The following is a 24,564-nucleotide window of genomic DNA, read 5'->3' on the forward strand; positions in this document are numbered from 1 at the left end:
GAAAAACCCTATAAACTCAATGTTTATAGGGTTTTTGTATTTTACAGGGACAACAAAAGGAACAAATATTAATATTTAATTAATATCAAATTTACTTACGCAATTACACTGTTATTAACAATTACGCTATCGTTTATTAAATCTACAACAGCTATAATTTTTCTAATATCTTGTTCATTAGAAAACACACCGATAATACCATTATCATGAGTTTCTGTAAATGGTGGTTTTACGAGTAATGATTTATCTAAAGTTCCGTTAATGTTTAAATAGTTAATTAGCTTATTAATAAAAGAAATTTGTGCTGGTTGTAAATTTTCATTTTGAATATAACTAGCAAATAATGTATTTACAACTTCTATATCTAAACCGATAATACTTCTTATAAATTTACCCAAAGGCAATTCGCCATATTCCTTTTGATAATCTTGTTTTGTGCTATTTTCTTCATCAAATAATAAAGATTCTAAAAGAGATAATTCTTTATCGGTTATTGGGATATTTTTATGCAATTTATCTATTACCAAATGAGATTTATTTTTCCTGATAAAAGCCTCAACTCTATCTTTATAACTTTGCAACCTTGTATAGGTTGGTAAAATATCCCGTTCTGAAATTTTAGTATCATACAATTCATCCTCTAAATCGGTATATATTGGAACAATACTTTCTTTATCAATAAACTTTATCAATTCTCTTAACTCAAGTCTAATATACTCGATTTGCTGTATATCTATATTTGTCCAAAATTGTAGTTCTTTAATTTGATTGATTAATTGCAATTTATTTGCTACAACAGGAATATTCCTTTTCTTATAAAGCTTAATACCAATATCGTGAATTCTAGCAATATAATTTTCTTGGGATTTAGCATTGTTTAAAATTGCTAATTGTAAGCGTAAAGACAATAAATCAAAACGTTTTGCTAACTCATCATTTTCATTCTTATTTGCAGATAAATTTGATAAACTTGCACAAATATCCGCAATATCTCCTACCGTTAAATTATTCCATCTTTCTCTTTTTTTAAACTCAATAACCAATCTCAAATGCTTTCTTACCTCAAATCTATCCTCATTTAAGGTGTTAATATCATTATGTAATTCATTAGTATAAACCTCAGCTAATACATCGTTTTTTTCAGAAGAAACAGTACTATTTCTAATAGCATCAATAATATGTAATTTTGTTTCAAAAATATTTTGAGATATTGTTTTTGTGGCACTTGGACTTACGCCATCAGGAAACTCATCAAAATAATCAAAATTAGAACAGAAATCAAATATTACAAACTTATCTTTATCCTTTGCTGGTCCAAATAAATTAGGTCTTAAACGAGTTCCTCTACCAATCATTTGCCAAAACTTAGCATAAGATCTTACTTGTTTAAAAAATACTAAATTTACAACTTGTGGCGCATCTACACCTGTATCCATCATATCTACAGAAACTGCAATTTGTGGCATTTGATGCTGTTTATCATCACAAAATTTTTCTAGTAAATCTTGAGCTTTAGATTCGTAATTATCTATTACTTTTAAAAAACCGCCACTGTATTCTGGATAGCTTTTATTAAATCGTTCTTCAATAAAAATAGCATGTCTGTGGTTTTTAGCAAAAATGATGGTTTTACCCAACATATCGCCAGCATTTACTTTTATACCGTTTGTCATTACATAATCTAAAACAGTATCTACGGTTTTTGTATTGAATAAAAACTTATTTAGTAGCCCTTTATCTATTTGCGGAGTATCGTCATCTTCTAAAGTAAAATCGCCAAATTTTTCTTCAAATTTAATTTTATCTTTTGCTGATAAATCTTTATATTTAATTCCTTCGTGTAAAAATTTTATAGGAACATCCATTGCTTTTGGAGGCACTAAAAACTTATCATTTACAGCTTGTGTTAATTCATAAGCCATTGTTGGATTATCATCTTCAATACCAAATAAAGAATAGGTATTGTGGTCTACATCTTTTTTAGGTGTAGCAGTTAATCCGATTAAAATAGCATCAAAATAATCGAAAATAGCACCATATTTCTGATAAATAGACCTATGTGCTTCATCTATTATAATTATATCAAAATGACCGACACCATAAAATCTAGTGTCTTCATTTTTTAAACTATCAATTTTATTCATAATAGTTGGATAGGTAGAAAACACCAAACGTGTACCTGTATCCTCTTTTTCTTTCGTTAAATCAATAGCAGATAAATGTGGTAAATGTTCCTTAAAAGCGTTCTTTGCCTGCGTTACTAAGGCATTTCTATCGGCTAAAAACAATACTCTTTTTGCCCAGTTACATTTTACAAACATATCTACAGCAGCAGCAGCAGTTCTGGTTTTTCCGCTACCTGTTGCCATTACTAACAAAGCTTCTCTATTTTTCCCTTTTAAATATCCTTGATGTGTTGTTACTAAAGAGTCTCCTATTCTTTTAAGCGCTTCTAACTGATAAGGTCGTCCAGCAATATTTGTATTTACAGTAAAATTTCGAATATCTTCTCTTGATTTTCGTTTTTCAATTAAAAATTCTAATTCTGATTTTGTATAAAAACCTGAAACCTCTCTTGACGGATAAAAAGTATCATCCCAAATAAAAGTTTCAAAACCGTTAGAATAAAATATAATAGGTCTTTGCCCTGTCATTTTCTCTAAACAATCGGCATATAAAAATGCTTGATGCTTTCCTTTGGCTGCATCATGCAATGTACTTTTTGCCTCTATAACTGCTAAAGGTAAACCGTTGTCTCCCCATAAAACATAATCGACGTAACCAACACCTGAAGGATTTGTAACTTTTGGCATTCCTGTTACAGAAAACTCTATATCTAAACCCTTTTTTAAACTATTAAATCCCGCTTCTTTTAATAAAACATCTATAAATAATTTACGTGTTTCTGATTCGGATGTAAGAATTGGAATTGCTTCGGCTTCATTAATTTCAGCTTTTCGAAATATTTTCCTTGCCAATAATTCTTCTTGCTGTTGTTGTACTTGTAATTTTAAAACCGCATTTTCTTTTTGTAATTCCTCTTTTTTTTCTTTAGTATTTTTTAATTCCTTTAGTTTTACTTCTGCTTCTTCTGCCCTAGATTGAAGTTCTTTTGTGGTTTTATCTTTAATACTTCCTTCTAGTTCACCTATAAAACTCTCATTAAAATCAAGGATTTCTGGGTTTAATTTACTGTAATATTTACTAAGGTATGTCGAAAACCTAAAAATACTTCTTAAACAAACCAACGCTTGTTCCTTTGAAACTGTTCTTCCATGAGCAGCATCATTCCCGATTTTACGAACTAAATCGAGTTCTCTAAACATCATTCTGTTTACAGTTTCTCTAAAAGATTTATCAAACAGCAATGCCGATAAATTAACATCGTACGGACGCTTCATATCTGTATCGTTATCATACAGCCAATTAATACCCAATTCGAGTGTTATTCGACATTGTAAAGCTGCATATTTTGGTGCTATAAATGTATATTTTTCTGCTATTACAGCTTCGTTATACATTTGAATAAATTCCTCTTTTAAAAAACTAAAGTTACTCATGTCAATTTTTTTTAAATACTCTTTTCTAATTTTGAAAATATATTACTATGAAATGATTTTACTGCTTTTACCCTTGAATAATCAAATTCTTGTTTATCATTTAAATCTATTATATGACTACAATTATCGCACTCAAAAATGTTTGACATTGTATTTAATTTATTATACGTTTCTGAAATAAACTGTACATTATCATTCTTGTTATAGTTTGGAACTTGAAAACCGCAATTTTTAATTTCTAGCAGTACTTCTTTAAACTTTGCTGTTTCAATATTTCCTTGACTCCATCTAAACCACCATTTCCCATCTTCTCTTTGCCCGCTTTTCTGTATAGAATCTGTTCCTATTTTAGACTTAAACCAATTTAATACTCTATTGTATTCATCTATATCAATTCCTTTTTCTTTGGTTTCTGTACCACATTTCGGGCAACAAATAATTCCTAAATCTAAATGTCCAACGGTATGACCATTATAATTATACCCAAACCTTTCTGTTGTATTTTTTCTTGCTATTAATTTTTGTGTACTACAACAAGACAAACAATTATTACAAATATACCAGCCACTTTTTTCTGGTTCAGCTGCTTGTGAAGAACGGCATTTTACAGTTGTTCTACTATCTATAACATCTGAACATTTACCATTTAAACAATGGCTTAAATACACGTTTTTATCTGGTTTCCCACAGCTTTCATTTGTACAAGAAAAATGTGAAACTCTATGAAAACCATATTTTGAATTACCATTAGGTCTTAAAATTGTGTTACAAGATTTACATTTTAAATGTTCTAAAAATCTGTTGACTTTATTTATAACACCTAAAACAATTTCGTATTGTTGTTGGTTAAATGGTATGTCTAAAATTGTTAAAACATCTTCTAAAGTATAATCTCGCCAATTTTCGGGCGTGTTTTGTGTTCTACAAATTTCAAAACAAGGCGTATTTTCACACCACCAAAATTCAAAGTTTTCTTGTGTAGATAATACAGGTTCTCCTGTAATTTTATGCAATGCTTTTCTTCCATCACAAAAAGATGAAAACCTTGGTTTATAATCTGTTTTTTTAGTTGCATAACTAATTTGCTGGTCTTCACCTTTACCGTGAATAATAGATTCAGTTTTCGTTCTTCCAGTACATTCACTAAAAAAACCATTAATCTCTAATAAATCTTGCGGAGTTTTAATTTGATTTGCAATGATTTCAAACATTGTTTGTTGATTGGTAATTGTATCATTTTTTAAATCGCTGGCTATTTTTAAAATAACGCTTAACGTAAAATCTAATCCAACACCGTTTATACTTTTTGCATAAACATTATCTTGATAATCAAATGTTATTATTTTTAGCAAATCGTCTAGACCTACATTTAAAACATTTGTTGTTATCAACATTAATATTTTCTTAAAAAATATTTTTTGATGTTCAGAAGAAAGAAATCCTGTATAAATTACCGCATTATTATAATCTAATTCATCAGTATAATCTTGTACAAATAAATACATCTTTATAAATTCTGACGATTTATTTAAAATAGTTGTCAAAAATTCTTTCTGAAATTCCTCAGGATTTATTTTATCTTTAAAAAATAAAATTGGTGTTAAAGTTGTTATTTCTTTTATTTCATCTATTTGATAATGACTTTTATAAAATAATTCTCGACGTTCTTTTTCTGATAAATTTATTATAATTTTTTCGAGTTCCATTTTATAAGAAACACTGATATCATATTCTAATAACTTTTTATTTAAAAGATGTTTCCATTCTAAAATGTAATTATAAATAACATCAATAGGAAAAAAATCTAAATTATTTGCAAACCATAATTCTAATAATATTTCGGGGCGTAATTGATTAAAATCAATAGTTATATTGGTTTTTAAGTAGTTTAAAATATTTAGAATATTCTTAACTTCTACACCTTCTACTATTTTAGTATAAACAATTTCTAAAAGATTTTTTTTGTCGGCTATTTTTAATTTATTTAACAAAGCGTAATCATCTTTAACGCCTTCTAAAACATAATTAATAAGAAGCTCTTTAACATCATTAAATAAAATTGGATAATTTGTTGTTTTTAAAATTTCGAATTTATCGACAGAACTAAGCTCTTCGTAAATTTTTGTATTTACAGGAAGCCCTAATTTTTCTAAAAGAGTAAGAATTGTTAGCGTGTTATTTAACTTTAACGAAATTAAATATTCTTGATTATTTAAATTTTTATCAAAAAGTGCTGCTAGTTCTATTTTCTGTGCTTCTTTTAAAACAAAATCTTCTTTATTTGCTAAATTTAAGGCAAGGTTTAAAAAACTTGGATGTTTTAAAAAACTATTCGAAATTAAAAATACGATATCTGTTTCGTCTGCTACTCTGTATAATTTTGTCGCATGTTTTCTTTTACTATCTAAATCTCTAGTAAAAATTTCAAAAATGACTAATTCATTTTCTTTTAATAACATCGGATTAACTCCTGTAACAACATCGCCTTTAAAATAAACACTTTCTAAGGTTGCCTGCTTTACAAAACCATATTCGCCTTTATTACTACGATTGTAATACCAATCTATAGTTCCTATAAATTTCTCTGAAGTATCTATTATTTTTCGGGGGATTGGTTTTCTTCTTTGAGGTTTTCTTTTTTCTGATAACTGTTTTTTTTGTTGAGCTATTTTATGTTGAATTTCGCTATTATTATGGATTGCTAAAATTTTTAAACAAGTTTCATCAGATAACTTTTGATGTAAATTATCTATTGTAATCTCTAAATATTGCTCGTATAATTTTAAGCCATCAAAAGACAGCTTTAAGTTTTTAATAAGTTCTGAAACACGCATTAACTTTATGTATAACGCTAAAAAAACAACATCATTTATTACCCTTAAAAATTATTTATTGAAGGGTACGTATTGAAATTATAAGTGAAGTTTTTCATAGCAATTCTCTTTTTTTTCAATTTAGCCTAAATGTACTTATTTATTCTTTAACTAACGCTCCTTTAAAGGCTTTTTGTAACAAGCTATTAAATAAATCTTCGCTTTTTTGTAAAGATACTTCTGCTTGTTTTTTTTGATTTTCTATAATTTTAACTCTTTCTGCAAATTCATTTTGAAGTTTTAGCGGAGGATTCATAAAATCTAAATCTCTCAAAATTGATAAATTAATATTCTTTTGAGCTGATTCTGGAGCTGAATCTTCTAATATTTTCTGTAAAAAAGAAATCCAAAATTGAGTATAAATAACATTTGTTTTTTCATTAGGAATAAATCCGACAACGCTATCAGGAAAACAAGCATCAAAAGTTAAAATCCCTGTTTTTGCAATATTTGCAGCAATAGTTATACATAAAGTTCCAGAATCCCACATTTTACTTTGTGCTAAACCAATTTCTGAATATGTTGATTTAAATTTAGTTATATAACCGCCTGAATTTGCAACATCTCCAGTTTGAATTAATGGATATTCTCCACCTAATAACTCTGGTGCATTTCTTGGTCTGTGCTTAGATTTTCCTCTATCTAATTTACCAACTTCATTAAACTTAACTTTCTCCCAACCTTTCGGATTTAAAACAGGGTCACCAAACATTTCAAGAAATAAACTTTGTGTTAAAGCGTCATATTTATCAATTAATTGTTTGTTTAATTGACGGATTTTATCAGCTTGTTCTAAAATACTTGCTATCTTTTTTTGAATTTCTAATGATGGTAATGGGATTTTATTACCTAATATCTCTTTTTTTCCAATATTAATTTGTAGACCACCACTTGCAAATTTTTTGTAATAACTTTTATTTTCTGACCTATTTAAAGCATATTGTAAATAAGGGACAAAAACTTGTTTATCATCTTTAATTATTAATTTACCAACTCGTTGATTCTGTAATAAAAATTTACCCTCTGTTTTAACAATAGTTGGAACTCCTAAAATTTTAGGATCTCCTGCCAAATCGGTCATTGCAATAACTATATCGCCATCTTTTAGTAAATAATCCGAATATAAATTAATGAATTTATTAGGTAAAAACCTTTTATTATGATGCAAATCGAAATATCCTCCAGGTCTAATACTACTCATTCTACAACTTAATGTATCTGATATTTCTACATAATCTTTAGATTTAAAAGCAAACCCGTTCTTTAAATCACAAACTTTACTTAATTCAACTAACTCCATTATTGCATCAATTTTTCAAGATTCAACAAAGCAGTGTTTCTTAAATTGTCTAATTCTTTAATTTGAGCAATTAAAGTTGCTGGTTTTTCGTACACAATTTCTTCATAGACAATTTCCTTGTATCGGTTTATAGATAAATCCCAATCGTTATCAATAATTTCTTGTTTTGGTACTAAGAAAGATTGTTTTGTTCTATCGGCATATTTTTTAGAAATTGCCTTTTTATCAGCTATATTTAAGTTTAAAACCTCATCGGCATCTGCTAATATTTGCGGGATATCACATTTCCCTTTTACGGCTTCTTTTACCTTTTCTGGTTCTGAGAAACATTGTTCAAAAATTTCTTCATCGACTAACAAACTACGTTTATCGTCTAAACTTAATCCGTCTGCTTTCATATCATAAAACCAAACATCTTCAGTACCTCCCGAATTGGTTTTAGTGAAAAATAAAATAGCAGTACTTACACCTGCATACGGTTTAAAAACTCCTGAAGGCATCGAAATAACGCCTTGTAATTGTTGATTTTCCACCAATTCTTTTCTGATAGATTTATGTGCATTCGAGCTACCAAATAAAACGCCATCAGGCACAATTACGGCTGCTCTTCCTCCTATTTTTAACATTCTTAACATTAATGATAAAAATAGTAATTCCGTTTTTTTAGTTTTGGTAACTTTTAACAAACTACTTTCTACTTCGTCATAATCTAAACTTCCTTTAAATGGCGGATTAGCCAAAATTAAAGAATACGCTTCGTTTACATCGGCATTGCTTTCGCTTAACGCGTCTTTTCCTATTAAAGTAGGGTTGTCCATTCCGTGCAATTGCATATTCATTGCACCAATACGTAACATTGTCGGGTCAAACTCGATACCATTAAACATAGTATTGTTAAAATGATTTCTAAATTCCTGTTGATTAAACCAATCTTGATGTTTTTTAGAAATATATTCACCTGCGGATACTAAAAAACCTGCTGTTCCCGAACTTGGGTCGCAAATAGTATCGTCTTGTTTTGGTTGCATAATTTCGACCATCATACGAATAATATGGCGAGGCGTTCTAAACTGTCCATTTGTACCTGCTTCTGCAATTTTAGAAAGCATGTATTCGTATAAATCTCCTTTTACGTCTTTTTTATCTAAATCTAAACTATCTATTTGTTGTACAACTTTGTCTAACAATTTTGGCGATTGAATCATAAAAATAGCGCCTTTCATATATTTTGCAAATACACCACCTTGTGTACCAACATTTTTCATAAAGTCGAATACTGTTAAATCTTCTAAATCTTTTTGAGGCTTAGTAAACAAATCGAACATTACTTCTGGATCTTTTTCTTTAAAACTACTCCAGCGCAATGGTCTTTGTGCTTCTGAGTATAATTTAGCTGCTTGAGAAATACCTAATAAATTTTGTGATTTTTCAGCCTGAGTTTGTCGGGCATCTAATTGTTTTAAAAATATTAAATAGGTAAATTGTTCTATTACTGTTAACGGATTAGAAATTCCTCCTGTCCAGAAATCATTCCAAATTTTATCAATCTTACTTTTTAATTCTCCTGTAATCATTGTTTTTGTTTCGTTTTTGTGTGCTTTTGTTGTTGGGTTAGATGTTTTCTTTGTATGTTTTTTTAAACCATAAAAGTATCTCTAATAATCCGTTTCTTAAAGATTCTACAGCATAATTTGAAATCATATATCCATCATTATGTTGTTCTTCTAAATAATGAATATACCTTCCACAAGTAAAATAAATCCATTTTTGTAAATTTTCAATTTCTATTGTTTGATAAACGTTCGTTACTGGTTTGTAACCTCTATCTTTTGAAATATTTCCAGAAAGGTGTTTTAAAATTTTATTAAAAGAATCTTTAGAATTTGGAATAACCCTAATATTTTCAAGTTGTACAAAACAACTTTCTTGAATGCTTCTAATATTTGTTAAAACTCCTTTTAACTCACTATTATTTTTTGGAAGTGATTTTATTAATAAATCTAAAATATTTTCTTCTACAGAATCTGGTAAATATCCTAAGTCGAATATTTCAAAAATATCTGAATATTTTTTTTTTACTCTTCTAATTTCTATATTCTCTACTTCTATTTTTATATCTTCTAAAAGTTGCTCATTATCTGTTCCTTTTATATAATATTTACCGTAACTGTCTTCAAAAATATTATTTTTTTGATAATCAGGTTGTCCTGTATAAATAAAATAAGGTAGTATTTTATCTTTATTATATGCTATTAAAAAATCTCTTGAAGCACTCAAACCTTTTAAATTTGTAGTAGTATCGGCTTTATTAAGTTTAACTTTTGCATCAAGAATTACAGCATCATAAAAGCCATCTTTTTCTTTTAACTTTACCATTCCTTCTTCATGAGATTCAACAGCTTCTATAATAATATCATCTTGTTCTGCTAAAGTTATAAATGATGTTCCTCTTGTTTTGTACTCATCATCAATCCATAATACGTTATATGTCATTTTCTTTATTTTATAAAATTATTAATTTAAAATTAGATTGTTATTCTTAATCTAATTGAAACGTAAAGTCAGCTTCTTTAAAAGGAATCATTATTTCGTAATTCACTTTAAAATTATAATCTTCACTTTTTTTCAAGTTAAAACTTGAATTATTCTTTTTCAATAATTGATAAATATCATTTCCACCAATTCCACTACCTTTACTATTGGTTGTTTTTTCACCTCTTATTTTTAGATGTTCTTGGGTAAAATCAACAGGAATAGGATTTCCGTTATTTTCAATATTAAGAATCCAATATTTATTTTGATAATCTGGAGTTAAAGATGTGCGTATGCGATATTGTTTATCAGTATCAGTAAAACCATGATCAACTGCATTTGAAATGATATTAGAGAAAATATTAAAAAAATCTTCTCTATTAAATAGAACATCTGGATTTATAGCATATCCTTTTGAATTTTTAGCAAACTGAAATAACTCGATATCAATAAATGTTTTTTCAAATGAAAAAATTTCTGGATTTTTAGTTCTATTTTTTACTTCTTCAATAATGCTTTTTAAGTTTATAACTTCACTTTTTGACTCCTGATTTAAAGTCTCAAAATCATTAATAGTATAAGCCATAGAATCAATAGTACTTTCTAAACTTAAAAGGTGTTCTTTAAAAGAAATATTAAGATTTTTACTATAAGTCATATCTAAAGAAATATTTTTGTCGTTATTTTTTAAAATAAATTTTCTTGTACCTGCTACATTTGATTTTAAATCGTTTAGATACTGTCTAAAAGTATGTTTCATTGAAGCAAACTCCTTAAAAGAATCCTCTTTAAGCCCTAAGAATTCTCTTTGTAATTCTAATTCTCTTTTTTTAGCCTCGAAGAAAATTTCTTTAAATAATTTTACTTTTATTTTTTGTTCTTCCAAACTAGGTAATACAATTTCAAGTTCTAATAAATCTTTTCTTGAAATTCTTTGAATAACTGTTCCTATCATTTTTGAATTAAGCTGTTTAGAAACATACTCTTTATCTAATTCTAAAACCAAATACTCTAAATTAACTTTATCCGTATTCACTAAACAAGCAAAAATAAGAGCAGGTGAATAATAAACATTCGTAGCTGTTTTAGTAAATACCGTTGGATTTAAACTTGCGTGTAATGAAGACAGCAATAAAGAATCTTGATGTAATAAATTGGCATCATTTTTTAAAGCTGTATTTTCTAAATCTTCAAAATTTTTGATATAATCTAATTTATCTTTAGATAAATCACCTATTTTTATAAGCTTACCTTTTTCTTCACTTACTTTTTTCTTTTTTACGATTGTAAGGATGTTTGATAACTTTTCTAAAGCGGATGATTCTTTTTCTGTTAAATTAAATTCTTCAATAAAATATCTATTTAGCGATAAATTATAATCATTTTTTACAATTTCTTCTGTTGTAATAAATTTACTAAACTTAGTATTTTCTTTTGATTTTAAAGCTTTTAAAACATTTTCTAAATCTAAAATATTTTGTTTATATTCTGCATCTAAAACCATTTTTGACGCATCTATTAATTTAATTGGTGCATTTTTCACATTCTCTTTTCTTAAAACAAGAATGCAAGAACTTATAGCTGTAGATTCAAAAAACCTACTTGGCAATTTAATTATTGTTTCTATTTGATTATGAAACACTAAATTTTGCCTAAATTCTTTATTTAATCTATCACCTGCGTATAAAATACTCTCTGCAACAGTAAAAACAAGTTTACCTTTTTCTGCTAATTTAGAAAATGAAGCATCTATAATTTTACTGTTTTTTGAACCAAATGGAGGTGTCGAAACTATAAAATCATATCTATAAACTGATGATTCTTGCAAACTCTCTATAGAATCTTTAGTAACTATTTTAAAATTATTTTTACCTGCAATTAATAATCTTAATTCTGATAATTTCAATAAACGACAGTCTATTTCTTCTGCGTAATAAGTTGTTTTATCACTTAAATTCATACCTAAAGAACACGTTCCTGCAAATGGATTGTAAACAGTACTGTTTTCGTTTTCGGGTAAAAAACTCATCATTAATTGAGTTAACTCTTTTGGTTGTAAACAGTCATGAATAGGAAAAAGAGTATTAGAAATATTATTATATATATATGTTGATAAACACATTTCTGCTATTTTCAAATAATAATTATCAAATACTTTTTCTTCTAATTTTAAAATAGATGCCGAAATCTCTGTTTCTTTATTTACTTTAGCATCTTCTTTTTTTACAGTATTCAACGTATTCTTATATACATTAATAAAAAAATCAATTTCTTTATTTTCTGTTATTGAACAATCAAATATATATTCAGAATCAACCAATTTTACACTTCCTAATTTTCTAAATAAAATAGTAGATAATACAAAAACCGTAAAATCATAACCACTTAACAAACCTTTATTATTATAGCTTGCCTGAATTTTTTCTGTAATATTGATATATTCTTTATTCATATTTTATCTTTTTAATCGTCCTTTTTAATTACACTGCAAACATAAAACCTAACTATGCATTGCATCTGCATTCGTTGTAATTACCTAAAAACTTACTGTAACCTTTTACAATATCCTTTTTAATTACACTGCAAACATAAAACCTATCTGTGCACTATATCTGCATTAGTTATAATTAGCTATATTTTTATTTAGATTTGCTACAATTTCATTTTTTAATTCAAGAGGTTCAATTACGGTAATTTGGTTTCCAAAAGACAATAATAACTTGGTTAATTCGAAGTTAGGAATCACATCAATAGAAAAAATAAAATTATTATCTGACTTGCTTACTTTCTTTTGTGAACCATGTAAAGGTTTGGTTATAATATAAGGAGATAGTTCTAGGCTTGCTTTTAATCTTATATGCGTTAAAACAGCATTTGATGGTTTGGTTACTCCTATAAAATCATCAAAATACTCTTCAAAATTAACTAATTGGCTTTCATCAAAAGCTTCAGAACTTTGTTCTAAAATGGCTATTCTATCTAAAGCTAAATTCATTAAATTATTATAATCATTATCTTTACCGAATAAAAACCAACGATTATTATACTGTTTTAAATGGTACGAATGAAAGATAATATGCTGTGAAACATTACTTTTAAAAGATTTATATGTTATAATTAATGTTTGTTTATTCTGAATCGCTTTAAATAAAGGTGTTATAAAATCTGTACCTTTTAAAAATTGGTTATTATCAAAACTTATAATTTCCTGATTATCGTTATATAAATTAAAAGTTTTATCTAATTTAGGAAGTAATTCATGTATCCACTCAAATTGTGGCAACCCTTTAAATCTTGTTAAAACTAACATCGCAGATTTTAATTGTTCAGCTTCCTCATCATTTAATGGTTGATTATTTATTGAAAAAGATGGGTTTTCATACCTATAAAAAGCTCTTCTACCGTCTTTTCTTTTTTCTAAAGGAATGGACCAACCTTGTACTGATTCCATAAACTTAATATCATCATACAATTGTCTTTTTTTAATCCCACCTGATACTGCATCAAAATTAAATATAGCATCATTACAGGCTTCTAGTAAATCTTCTATGTAATATCGCTTGCCTGTATTAGAAAAACATTTATCTAATGTTTGATACCTAATAATAGCGTGTTTATTTGTTGACATAGCTTTTTTCTTTCTTATTTTTTTGTTTTAAAGCGTTTATATATCTGAAAATAACTAACGCATCCTTAACCAGCCTAAAATTTGATTATTTTCAATTTCCCAGGTATTATTTTCTTTTTTCAAATCAAACTCCACTCGTGGTTTACCTAAAACACCTGGGTTTTGCTGTATGATTTCAATTTCACCATCCGTTACTTTTGATACAATTGAAACATGCCCATACCGATTAAAAATAGTTCCTCCGTAAACTAATAAATCGTTCGCTTTAGGTTTCGATTTACTCGCATTGGTATATTGTATTAAATTTCGGTCTTTATTTAATCTTCCGTCTTTTAAATTCGTGTTAAAAAAACTTTTTGCATGCCCGTAACTATTGGGCATTTTATGTTTGAAATATTCATAGTAATACCGTTTTACAAATTCTACACATTGATATTTTAATCCAATATTATAGCCGTCTTTAGCTCGATTTCGCCCTTTTACAGTTCCTACCTGTCCGTTGTAATACACCACAACGCCGTTTAAACTATCTATTTTATCGCCAAATACAGGAGCGAGTTGTGAACGAGGCGTTTTCATTGTGTAAAAACCACCAATAAATACTACTAAAACTGCTATAATTAGGATGTTAATTTTTGTCATTTTAGATTTTATTTTTAAAAATTGATAAATATCATACTAAATTTAGTTCAGCAATACATCAAAAGTAAAAACACCGTAAGGACGTGATTTCTTCTTTTAGATGAAGTTAAAACAGGCTTTTAATAGCTGAAATATTCTTAAATAGCACAAATGCCTAGCCCCGATTGTAGCAATTGTTTGAGCTCTTTTTTTTGATTTTTTTCAAAAAAAAAGCGAGTGCGGAAAGCGGGAAATTGCTTCTAATAATCATTTTTAAAAAATTACTTTAACTTAAATTTCATTTCTATCGGTAAATGATCGGAAGCTTGCCCAAAACTATTTAGTACTTTTCCGCTTATATATTCTATGGTTTTTTCGGTATAAAAAATATAATCGATGCGTTCGTATAAATCTTTGGTATCGAAAGTATTTTCAGGGTTATTTGCCGTAAAAGCAGCGTTTCCAATTCCTTTCATTGTAATTAATTGCTGAATAATTGCCGTATTATCTCTTGCTTTCGAATTAAAATCGCCCAATAAAATAGTTGGATATTTGTCTTTATAAGAATTAAAAACAGCTAAAACCTGTTCAAATTGTGCTATACGAGTTTTGGTGTCAAACGCCTCTAAATGTACATTTAAAACAACCGCTTCTTTGCCGTTAATTAGCACTTTTACAACTTGTAAAAGCCTGTCTAAATACAGGGCGTCTCTATAAAAAGGGCTGTCAGGAACACGTGCTAAAACGATACGTTCATAATTTTTTAATTCATATTTACTAAGAATCGACTGCCCTGAAACAATCTGCCCAAAGTGCATGCTTGGCGGCCAATATGGAAACGGCACGTAGGTTTCGTCCCAATTAACGCCTCTTGCGGCATATTTATAGCCTAATTTCATAAATTCGGCTTCTTGATTTACTTTGTAAGACCTTGAAGCCTTGTAATCAATTTCTTGAAAAGCGATAATATCAGGGGTTATTTTTTGAAGCTCAGTTTTAACTTTATTGAAATTATCGTCAAATAATTTTTTTGATTTTGCTACGGGTAAATTATTGGTCATTCCGCTTAAATACCCAACATTATAGGTAATAATGCTATGTATAGAGTCGTTATTTTGATTCGTATTTACATTATTATTTTCTAATCTGATCAATTTAGCATACTCTTCTTTATTAATTGTTGGGGATGATGCCCAGTAAAAAAACAAGAAAAAAGCGACTATTAATACCGATATTAGCTTAAAAAAAAGGGATATTATATTTTTCATAAAACGTTAAAGAATGTTAAAATTATAATCAAATTTAAACTTTTTAAAAGAAGCGCAGTCATAGATGTATAATTAAAAACTTAAATTTTTATGAAGATGAAAAAAATAATAACCGTATTGGTTTTAGCCCTTGGATTTACTTTAACAACTCATGCTCAAAAAGGAAAGCATCATAATTTAGAACAATTTACCACAGCACAACAAACAGAACTTGCAGTTAAAAAAATGACTTTAAAGCTAGATTTAACCACTACGCAGCAAGGTCAAATAAAGCCTTTATTAGCTGATAAAATTGCAAAACGTAAAGTGATGCATCAAAAGAGAAAAGCAATGAAAGAAGCTGGTAAAAAGAAAGGTAAATTATCAGCAAACGAACGTTTTGATAGAGAAATGAAAATACTAGATGCTAAAATTGCTTTTAAAGCCAACATGAAACGTATTTTAAATGAAAAACAATACGAGCGTTTTGAAAAAATGAGTGATAGAATGATGCAAAAAAAGCATAAAAAACATAGTAAAAATGGCAAAAAAGAAAAAAGAGACAAGAAAAGAAGAAAGTAAACAGCAAGAAAAATAATGGTTTTATATAAGAAAATCCTGATTCTAAAAATAGAATCAGGATTTTTTACGGCTATTATTTAGCGAAATATCTAGTATTTAAAATACGTATTAAAAGCTATAAATTAACTATTCATCCTCTTTAAACCAACTAGAATACTCTACATAATTATTAGCGATTCTATCAATTTCACCTGAAATTAATTCTTTCGAAATATCTTTTACTTTTTTAGCAGGAACACCCGCATAAATACTTCCACTTTCTACGCGTGTATTTTTAGTAACTACAGCACCCGCAGCAATAATTGAGTTTGATTCGACAACACAATCATCCATAATAATACTTCCCATACCGATTAAAACATTGTCGTGAATTGTACAGCCGTGTACAATCGCATTATGCCCAACCGATACATTATTACCAATAGTTGTTGGCGATTTTTTGTAGGTTGCATGCACTATTGCACCATCTTGAATATTCACTTTATCGCCCATTTTAATATAATGCACATCGCCTCTAATAACGGCGTTAAACCAGACACTACACTCTTTACCCATTTGCACATCGCCCACAATTGTAGCATTTTCGGCAACATAACAATCGGCAGGGATTTGAGGTGTTTTTCCGTTTATCGTTTTTATAATTTTCATCTGTTTATCTTATTTTAAAAAACATAATTTTACAGCTTTTTGATTAAATAACAATCAAAAAAAGTCGTTATTCTGAGAAATATCCCGAATAACGACTTTTTAAAGCACTCTAAAATACTAAAAAACAGTATTTTTAATTCACTATTAATTTTTCACCAATACTAATGCTGTTGTTAATAAGGCTGTTAAATTTTTTCAAATCACCTACCGATATTTGATATTTTCTTGCAATTGAATACAAAGTATCGCCTTTTTGTACTTGGTGATGCAGCGTTTTAGTACTTGCTATACTTGTTTGTTTTTTAGGCTTAATTCGATCGTATTTCGTTAAATTATATTTATTGATAATCGAAATTAATTTCTGCGGATAGCGTTTATCGGTTGCATAACCGGCCTTTCTTAATCCGTACGCCCAACCTTTATAATTGGTATGTCCTAGTTTAAATAAACTCGCATAACGACTTCTCGAAATTAAAAACTGCGAATGATCTTCGTACGAGGTTTGCGGATATTTATATTTTCTGAAACACTCTCCTATTTCGTCATCGTCGTGGGTTACACTTTTTCCTTGCCAACCTTTATGACATTTAATTCCGAAGTGATTATTCGAACGAATTGCCAAGGCACTTCTTCCACTACCCGATTCTAAAACACCTTGCGCCAAGGTAATACTAGCCGGAATTTTATGTTCGTGCATTTTTGTAACGGCAATAGGTGCAAATTTTTGAATATAGGCTTCGGTATGATTTTTAGTTGTTTTACTTGTTGTTTTTACCTGCTCTAACTGATAAACTTCAGGAGCAACTTCTTCTTCTTGCTCAAGAATTACTTTTTGTTTAACAAGCACTTTTTTTCGAGGCTTAGAAACGATATTTTTATTTGAACCACAACTTATTAAAAAAGTGGCACTTAGTACGATGTAAAAAACAGACTGTATTCTCATTAAAGTATAATTAATTCTTGGTTTTTATGTTTTAATTTTTTGTTAACCCCAGTAATTCCTTGTAAACCTCCGGTGTGAATTGCTAAAATACGGCTGTTTTTTTCAAAATAATCTTCTTGAATCATTGCTAAAATTCCGAACAGCATTTTCCCGGTATAAATAGGATCTAACGGGATATTTGTTACGGCTTTAAACTCGTTTATAAAACGAATTAATTCTTGATTATATTTTGCGTAACCTCCAAAATGATAGTCGGTTATTAACTGCCATTTTTTGTTGGTATTAGCAATTAAATTGTCTATTTCTTTTTGTAAAAAATCACCTTTTAAGGCAGGGAAACCAAGTGTTTTTTGATGTTTTTCTGCTGAATTTATCAATCCTGAAATTGTTCCTCCCGTTCCTATAGCGCTGCAAATATAATCGAATTTATGGTCTTGTTCACTTAGTATTTCTTGACAGCCTTTAATTGCCAAATTATTTGTGCCGCCTTCGGGGATTAAATAAAAATTTCCAAACTCCTCTTTCAAGCTTTCTATAAATGCTTCGGATGTTTTATTTCGATAAACCTCTCTTGAAACAAACTTAAATTCCATGCCATTTTGATGCGCTTCTCTTAAGCTTGTATTTCCTGCTAATGTTTTTTCAAAATCTTTTGCTAATTCATCGCCTCGGATAACTCCAATGGTTTTAAAACCTGTCAAATTACCTGCTACAGCAGTGGCTACAATATGATTTGAAAATGCACCTCCAAAAGTTAACAAAGTATTTTTTTGCTGATTTTTGGCTTCAATAATATTGTGTTTTAATTTTCTAAATTTATTTCCTGATACAAATGGATGAATTTTATCTTCTCGTTTAATATATAATTCAATATTTTTTTCCTTTAAAATAGGAAGCTGTATTTGTTGGTTTTCGGCAACAAAAACCTGATTAAAAAAAGAAGTATCTTTCGTATTCAAAACCGTAAAATTATTTCGGCAAAAATACTAGAATTATCTAGTAAGTAGCTTGTATTTTAAACTTGATTTTACAATTAAAAAACACGAACTTGTTTGCTTTATAATTCAAATTGCTAAAGATCTTAATATATGGAAAATAAATTTAATATTGCAGTACTTATAGATGGTGACAACGCGCAACCAAAGTTATTAAAAGAAATTATTGAAGAAGTTTCTAAATACGGAAAGGCGACTATCCGAAGAATTTATGGTGATTGGACAACGCCACAAATGAATAGTTGGAAGGCAATTATCAATCAACATTCGATCAGCCCGATTCAAAAATTTTCATATACCACAGGAAAAAATTCTACAGATGGCTCCTTAATTATTGATGCTATGGATATTTTACACGGAAAAAATACCCAAGGTTTTTGCATTGTTTCAAGCGATAGCGATTATACTGGGCTTGCAAAACGAATTAGAGAAGAAGGACTTTTTGTAATGGGAATTGGGGAGAAAAAAACACCCGAAGCTTTTGTAAAATCGTGCGAAGTTTTCACGTTTACCGAAAACTTAAGAAATGAGCAACTAACTCAAAACCAATTAAATAATCAAAACGAAACAGTAAAATCAAAATCTGTAAAACCATATCAGAATCAAAGAAATAAAGAGGTTGTTGAAAAAGTAAGATTATCAAGAGCAGATTTAAAAACAATTGATAAGGCTTTTGATATTTCTACAAACGAAGAAGAAAACGCCTATATTTCTACCTTAGGATTAAATATTAGAAAAATTGATCCAAGTTTTGATCCTCGAAGTTACGGTTTTAAAAACCTTACCAGACTTTTTGAAAATATTGATAAATATGAAGTGATCAAAAATGAAGTTGGTGGTTTAAATCATCCGTTGTTGCGAATTAGGTAGGTTAGTTTTTATATTTTTAAACTAAAAAAAATCCTACATATTAAACTCATTGCTGATTTCAATACGTAGGATTTTTAATTATTTTTTATCTTCCGCTAAATTTACAAAATTTATAGACGGTAACATTATTGGTTCAAAACCAGATTGTAATGTTAAATTAGATATATATGCTCTCAAATAAGGAAAAGCAATTGCTGGAGCATTTATTTTAGGAAAATTTGATAATTTAAACTCTTCTGAAATATTTTTATCTAATTTAAACATAAAAACAGTTTCAATATTTAAATCAAACCTTTTATCATTTATTTCGATTTCAAAACCTATACCAAAAGTATCAAGTTCATCTTCAGGATAAAAATGACCTGTCTTTAAATCAAAAGAATTTTCTTTTGTATTAACTTCTTCATTAGAAGTGAAATTCAATTTAAGGACTTTCCAATTTTCTAACTGTATTTTCATATTACGCAGCTAAAGATATTGAATTAATACTATTTACCTCCATGCTATTGTCATTACTAGAGGTATAGCTTATTTTTTTAACTATATCAAAAGATTGATTATCAATATTAATATCAATATTTTCTTTAAATCCATATTTATTAACAACAACACGACAAAGCTCTTCAGCTGTAATGTTTTGAAAATAATTATCAATTTTATCTTTTATTTTTTTATTTAGTTTCATCTTTTATATCTCCTGTTATTATTATAGTAGAATCTACTATATTTTCATTAGGTTTAAAAACTGTACAAATAGTACAATTAGGAGTTCTTAAGTTAATTCTTTTTTTTCTTTCTTTTGCAAATTTAATGTAAAAATTACCTTTTACTACATCAATAGGTAAAATACCTTCTCCTCTAGCTAAATTAATCAATAAGCCATCAATAAAATCAAAATTTTTATTAAGTTTTTTAATTTTCTCTTCAAAACATTCAAGAAAATATGCTAAAATTTCAACGCCTTCCTCTTTTGTTAAGTCTAATAAATTATCTTCATTTACGTCAAAATTAGATTTTATAACACAATATTCTTTATATTTATGCTCCTGTTTTATATTATCCCAAGATTGTGTAATAGCCCAATTTTTAGCTTGCTCATTAGGTTTTGAACTGATACCTTCAATAAAAAAATAAACTCCGTTTCCCAACCATTCTTTATCTCCTATAGATAAATCATAATTCGATTTAATTATTTCTTTAGCTGAAGAAATACTTGTTCCGTGATATCCCTTAATTCTCATCAATAACTTTTAAATAAACTTAAAAAACAAAAACTACTATTAACTAAAATAGTAGTTTATAATAACTAATTTTTAAAAATTAGAAACCTGTTCTTCTATTTTTTCCCAATTAGCCATTAAAGTATCTAAACTTGCTTTTTTTGCTTTATATTTTTCAAAGAAATTAGGACGCGCCGAAACTTCATCATAATTATTTGCTAATTCTAAATCTATTTTAGCAATTTCAGTTTCTAAATCAGCAATTTCAGTTTCTGTTTTAGATAACTTATTTTTAAGTTTTTTCAACTCTTTTTCTTGCTCTCTCGATAATTGATATGCTTCTTTTTTAGCCGTTGGTTTTTCAGTTTTAACAACTGTTCTTTTTTCAGCTTCTCTAAGATTTTCCATCTTATGTTGTTCTAAGAAATAATCAATATCTCCTAAATACTCTTTAATTACCTTGTCTTTAAATCCGTAAACTGTTGATGTTAATCCTTGTAAGAAATCTCTATCGTGAGATACAACGATTAGCGTTCCTTCAAAGTTTTTTAAAGCAGTTTTTAATACTGTTTTAGAGGCTATATCCAAGTGATTTGTAGGCTCATCCATTACCAACACGTTAAATGGTGATAATAATAATTTACATAACGCTAATCGGTTACGCTCGCCTCCTGATAATACTTTTGCTTTTTTATCAACAGCATCTCCGCCAAATAAGAAAGAACCTAACATATCTCTAACACGCATTCTGTTCGTGTCAGACGCGGCATCTTCCATAATTTCTAACACTGTTTTTTCTGGCGGTAATTCTTCGGATTGATTTTGAGCAAAATATCCTATTTCAACATTATGCCCTAATTTTAGGTTTCCTTCAAACGGAATTTCACCAACCATCATTTTTGCCAACGTAGATTTCCCTTGTCCGTTCTGCCCAACAAAAGCAATTTTACTGTTACGTTCAATCATTAAATCAACGTCTTGTAAAACATGCTTATCGCCATAACTTTTACATAAACTATCCGCTTCAACAATAATTCTACCTGGTTCTTTTGATATGGCAAACTTTACATTCATTGCTGCGTTATCATCGCCATCAACCTCAATAAGTTGTACTTTATCAAGTTGCTTCATTAACGATTGCGCCATCGAAGCTTTACTTGCTTTTGCCTTAAATTTATTGATTAAGTGTTGTTTTTGCTTAATCTCTTTTTCTTGATTTTTCTGAGCTTGTAACTGCTTTTCCTTAATTTCGGCTCTTAAAACTAAAAATTGAGAATAGGGTTTTTTATAATCGTAAATCTGCCCTAATGAAATTTCAATAGTTCTGTTCGTTACGTTATCTAAAAACATTTTATCATGCGAAACCAATACAATTGCACCAGAATATGAACGTAAAAAGTTCTCTAACCAAATAATAGATTCAATATCTAAGTGATTGGTAGGCTCATCTAACAACAAAATGTCATTGTCTTGCAATAATAATTTAGCTAACTCAATACGCATTCTCCATCCTCCTGAAAACGTACTGGTTAATTTGTCGAAATCTTCACGCTGAAATCCTAAACCTTGTAAAATTTTCTCGGTATCACCTTGATAATTATATCCTCCTAAAAGCTCATAACGTTCGGTTAAATCGGTTAAATCAATAATTAATTGACTATATTCTTCACTTTCATAATCGGTTCTAGTAGCTAGTTGCTCGTTAATTTCATCTAACTTTACTTCAATTTCTTTAATTTCAACAAAAGCTTGATATGCTTCTTCTAAAATGGTTCTTCCTTCAACAAAATCGATATCTTGACGTAAAAATCCCATGCGGATATCTTTATCAAAAGCCATCGTACCTCCGCTGGTTTCAATATCTTTAGAAAGTACTTTTAATAAGGTTGATTTTCCTGCCCCATTTTTTCCTATCAGTCCAATTCTATCTCCCTTATTTAACTTAAAAGTAATTCCTGAAAACAAATCAGTTCCCATAAAAGAAACCGATAAATTGTGTACGTTTAACATATATGTAATAATTGTTACTTATGGTGAATGATAAAAAAATTATCTTTGCAAAAGTATATAAATTTATAATTGATTATGTTTAAAAAAGGAAGCAAATTATATAGTATTTTTAAAGGGAAATGTCCACAATGTCATCAAGGTGAATTCTTCAAATATAAAATGACACTTAATCCTAAAAAAATCACTAAATTACACGATAATTGCCCAAAATGTGATTTAAAATACATGATGGAACCTTCTTTTTTCTTTGGAGCGATGTATGTAAATTATGGATTAGCAGTTGCCTTATTTGTAGCTATTTTTATTATTTCAAAAGTATTTATCGGTTTAACGATTTTACAAAGTTTTATTGCAATTATAGTTGTTTCATTACTTCTTACGCCATTTACCTTGCGTTTATCTAGAATTATTTGGATAAATATTTTTATTTCTTATGATAAAAATATTAAGAAAATTTCAAAGAAATAATTATTCGTCAAATCGTTTAATATCAATATCAGCATCTAATTCACTTCCATTTTCTAGGTGATTAAATAAATTGTTAGCAATCGTTGGTCCAATCATAACGCCACGTGTTCCTAAACCGTTTAAAACCACTAATGATTTGTGCTTTGGATGTACTCCTACCATAGGTCTTCTATCATTTACTGTGGGTCTAATTCCTGCGGTGTGTCCTGTTATGGTGTAAGGAACTGTAAGTACTTTTTTTAGTTTTTCTACTAATTCTTGTTTTGCTTCTTCTGTTGGATTACAAGTTTTGTCTGTCCAATTAAAAGTAGCGCCTACTTTATAATAATCATTTCCTAAAGGCATTACAAAAGCGCTTGATTTTAATAAAAAATCAATTTTTAAATCGGGTGCGTGTATTGTTATGGTTTCTCCTTTTGCTTCATTTAAAGGTAAGTGATTAAAAAATGGATTTTCAGTAATACCAAAACCTTCGCAAAAAACTATTTTTTTAGCCGTTATATTTTGATATTGAATCCCATCTTCTAAAATAGTTATTGCTGAATAATCAAAAGAAGCAGTTATTAATCTATTTGAATTTTGAATATAATCTCTATATGATTTTACTAGCAAAGCAGTATCTATACGCCCTGTTCCTGTTAACTCTCCAAAACCAAAATCACCAAGAAGCCCTGCAACTTTTTCTTTAATAATTGTAGGATTCATGTAATTTAATAATGTTGGTTTATCTAAAGCTAAAAACCAATTATTTTCATCACCAATACTGGTAAATGCTTTTTTAATAGAAAATTTATAATCTAATTTTATATTTAATTTCTCTTCTATATTCTTATAAAAAGGTAAAGCTGTTTGTATTTGTTGATGCCCATTCCAAACGGCATTAAAACGTTTTAAAATAACGGGATTATAAACCCCTCCTGCAACCAAAGAAGAAGTTTGTGAGTTGTCTTCAAAAATTACAAATGATTTATTTGCCTTTAACAATTCTTCTGTAAAAGCAATCCCTGCTAAGCCTAAACCTACTATAATATAATCTACATTAATATCCATACTACAAAAATAGTACT

Annotated in this window: 20 protein-coding genes; 3 read left to right on the forward strand and 17 right to left on the reverse strand. The window is 28.4% G+C overall.

The window, feature by feature from the left end; translation table 11 throughout:
• Window positions 1-95: 95 nt before the first annotated feature.
• The 9 genes from DPIF8902391_RS06315 to DPIF8902391_RS06355 all read right to left on the reverse strand — a co-directional run bounded on the left by DPIF8902391_RS06315 (window position 96) and on the right by DPIF8902391_RS06355 (window position 15,782).
• The gene (locus DPIF8902391_RS06315) at window positions 96-3,560 is read right to left on the reverse strand and encodes a DEAD/DEAH box helicase family protein (RefSeq protein WP_172505340.1); all 3,465 of its coding nucleotides are present in this window, start codon (window positions 3,558-3,560) and stop codon (window positions 96-98) included.
• 11 nt (window positions 3,561-3,571) lie between these two features.
• Window positions 3,572-6,394 carry a hypothetical protein gene (locus DPIF8902391_RS06320; RefSeq protein ID WP_172505341.1) on the reverse strand — a complete coding sequence of 941 codons (2,823 nt, stop codon included), beginning with the start codon at window positions 6,392-6,394 and terminating at the stop codon, window positions 3,572-3,574.
• A gap of 139 nt (window positions 6,395-6,533) precedes the next feature.
• Window positions 6,534-7,733 (reverse strand): restriction endonuclease subunit S, encoded by a 1,200-nt coding sequence (locus DPIF8902391_RS06325; protein WP_172505342.1) that lies wholly within the window; start codon window positions 7,731-7,733, stop codon window positions 6,534-6,536.
• On the reverse strand, window positions 7,733-9,307 hold the full coding sequence (locus tag DPIF8902391_RS06330) for a class I SAM-dependent DNA methyltransferase (protein WP_172505343.1): 1,575 nt from the start codon (window positions 9,305-9,307) through the stop codon (window positions 7,733-7,735). The genes DPIF8902391_RS06325 and DPIF8902391_RS06330 overlap by 1 nt, the downstream gene beginning before the upstream one ends.
• 37 nt (window positions 9,308-9,344) lie before the next feature.
• Complete coding sequence (locus DPIF8902391_RS06335; protein WP_172505344.1) at window positions 9,345-10,226, reverse strand: hypothetical protein; 882 nt, start codon at window positions 10,224-10,226, stop codon at window positions 9,345-9,347.
• Window positions 10,227-10,272: 46 nt separating this feature from the next.
• Window positions 10,273-12,717 (reverse strand): N-6 DNA methylase, encoded by a 2,445-nt coding sequence (locus tag DPIF8902391_RS06340; protein ID WP_172505345.1) that lies wholly within the window; start codon window positions 12,715-12,717, stop codon window positions 10,273-10,275.
• Between the two features lie 165 nt (window positions 12,718-12,882).
• Window positions 12,883-13,893 carry a helix-turn-helix transcriptional regulator gene (locus DPIF8902391_RS06345; RefSeq protein WP_172505346.1) on the reverse strand — a complete coding sequence of 337 codons (1,011 nt, stop codon included), beginning with the start codon at window positions 13,891-13,893 and terminating at the stop codon, window positions 12,883-12,885.
• A gap of 54 nt (window positions 13,894-13,947) precedes the next feature.
• Window positions 13,948-14,535: a CHAP domain-containing protein gene (locus DPIF8902391_RS06350; RefSeq protein ID WP_172505347.1), complete on the reverse strand. Its 588-nt coding sequence runs from the start codon at window positions 14,533-14,535 to the stop codon at window positions 13,948-13,950.
• 260 nt (window positions 14,536-14,795) lie between these two features.
• Window positions 14,796-15,782: an endonuclease/exonuclease/phosphatase family protein gene (locus DPIF8902391_RS06355; protein WP_172505348.1), complete on the reverse strand. Its 987-nt coding sequence runs from the start codon at window positions 15,780-15,782 to the stop codon at window positions 14,796-14,798.
• A 96-nt stretch (window positions 15,783-15,878) separates the two neighbouring features.
• On the opposite strand from DPIF8902391_RS06355, the gene DPIF8902391_RS06360 reads away from it, so the two are divergent.
• On the forward strand, window positions 15,879-16,343 hold the full coding sequence (locus tag DPIF8902391_RS06360; protein ID WP_172505349.1) for a hypothetical protein: 465 nt from the start codon (window positions 15,879-15,881) through the stop codon (window positions 16,341-16,343).
• 126 nt (window positions 16,344-16,469) lie between these two features.
• Here DPIF8902391_RS06360 and DPIF8902391_RS06365 read toward each other — a convergent pair whose 3' ends face one another.
• The 3 genes from DPIF8902391_RS06365 to DPIF8902391_RS06375 form a co-directional block, all read right to left on the reverse strand.
• Window positions 16,470-16,991: a gamma carbonic anhydrase family protein gene (locus DPIF8902391_RS06365; protein ID WP_172505350.1), complete on the reverse strand. Its 522-nt coding sequence runs from the start codon at window positions 16,989-16,991 to the stop codon at window positions 16,470-16,472.
• Window positions 16,992-17,124: 133 nt separating this feature from the next.
• Window positions 17,125-17,934 carry a glucosaminidase domain-containing protein gene (locus DPIF8902391_RS06370; RefSeq protein WP_058885755.1) on the reverse strand — a complete coding sequence of 270 codons (810 nt, stop codon included), beginning with the start codon at window positions 17,932-17,934 and terminating at the stop codon, window positions 17,125-17,127.
• Entirely contained in the window at window positions 17,934-18,893 is a 960-nt protein-coding gene (locus DPIF8902391_RS06375) for a 1-aminocyclopropane-1-carboxylate deaminase/D-cysteine desulfhydrase (RefSeq protein WP_172505351.1), read from the reverse strand. The genes DPIF8902391_RS06370 and DPIF8902391_RS06375 overlap by 1 nt, the downstream gene beginning before the upstream one ends.
• Before the next feature lie 129 nt (window positions 18,894-19,022).
• On the opposite strand from DPIF8902391_RS06375, the gene DPIF8902391_RS06380 reads away from it, so the two are divergent.
• The gene (locus DPIF8902391_RS06380) at window positions 19,023-19,799 is read left to right on the forward strand and encodes an NYN domain-containing protein (RefSeq protein ID WP_058885757.1); all 777 of its coding nucleotides are present in this window, start codon (window positions 19,023-19,025) and stop codon (window positions 19,797-19,799) included.
• Between the two features lie 78 nt (window positions 19,800-19,877).
• Here the strand turns inward: DPIF8902391_RS06380 and DPIF8902391_RS06385 are convergent, their stop codons facing one another.
• The 4 genes from DPIF8902391_RS06385 to DPIF8902391_RS06400 form a co-directional block, all read right to left on the reverse strand.
• Complete coding sequence (locus DPIF8902391_RS06385) at window positions 19,878-20,258, reverse strand: protein-export chaperone SecB (protein WP_101914798.1); 381 nt, start codon at window positions 20,256-20,258, stop codon at window positions 19,878-19,880.
• Window position 20,259: 1 nt separating this feature from the next.
• Complete coding sequence (locus tag DPIF8902391_RS06390; protein ID WP_172505352.1) at window positions 20,260-20,484, reverse strand: hypothetical protein; 225 nt, start codon at window positions 20,482-20,484, stop codon at window positions 20,260-20,262.
• On the reverse strand, window positions 20,471-21,040 hold the full coding sequence (locus tag DPIF8902391_RS06395) for a hypothetical protein (protein WP_101914796.1): 570 nt from the start codon (window positions 21,038-21,040) through the stop codon (window positions 20,471-20,473). The genes DPIF8902391_RS06390 and DPIF8902391_RS06395 overlap by 14 nt, the downstream gene beginning before the upstream one ends.
• Window positions 21,041-21,112: 72 nt before the next feature.
• Window positions 21,113-23,029: an ABC-F family ATP-binding cassette domain-containing protein gene (locus tag DPIF8902391_RS06400; RefSeq protein WP_058885758.1), complete on the reverse strand. Its 1,917-nt coding sequence runs from the start codon at window positions 23,027-23,029 to the stop codon at window positions 21,113-21,115.
• Between the two features lie 75 nt (window positions 23,030-23,104).
• Here DPIF8902391_RS06400 and DPIF8902391_RS06405 point away from each other — a divergent pair, with 75 nt between their 5' ends.
• Entirely contained in the window at window positions 23,105-23,497 is a 393-nt protein-coding gene (locus tag DPIF8902391_RS06405) for a DUF983 domain-containing protein (protein ID WP_058885759.1), read from the forward strand.
• Here the strand turns inward: DPIF8902391_RS06405 and DPIF8902391_RS06410 are convergent, their stop codons facing one another.
• Complete coding sequence (locus tag DPIF8902391_RS06410) at window positions 23,498-24,541, reverse strand: NAD(P)/FAD-dependent oxidoreductase (protein ID WP_058886304.1); 1,044 nt, start codon at window positions 24,539-24,541, stop codon at window positions 23,498-23,500. It lies immediately after the preceding gene.
• Between the last annotated feature and the right edge of the window lie 23 nt (window positions 24,542-24,564).

This window comes from Tenacibaculum finnmarkense genomovar ulcerans (assembly GCF_900239495.1).
Classification (GTDB): domain Bacteria; phylum Bacteroidota; class Bacteroidia; order Flavobacteriales; family Flavobacteriaceae; genus Polaribacter; species Polaribacter ulcerans.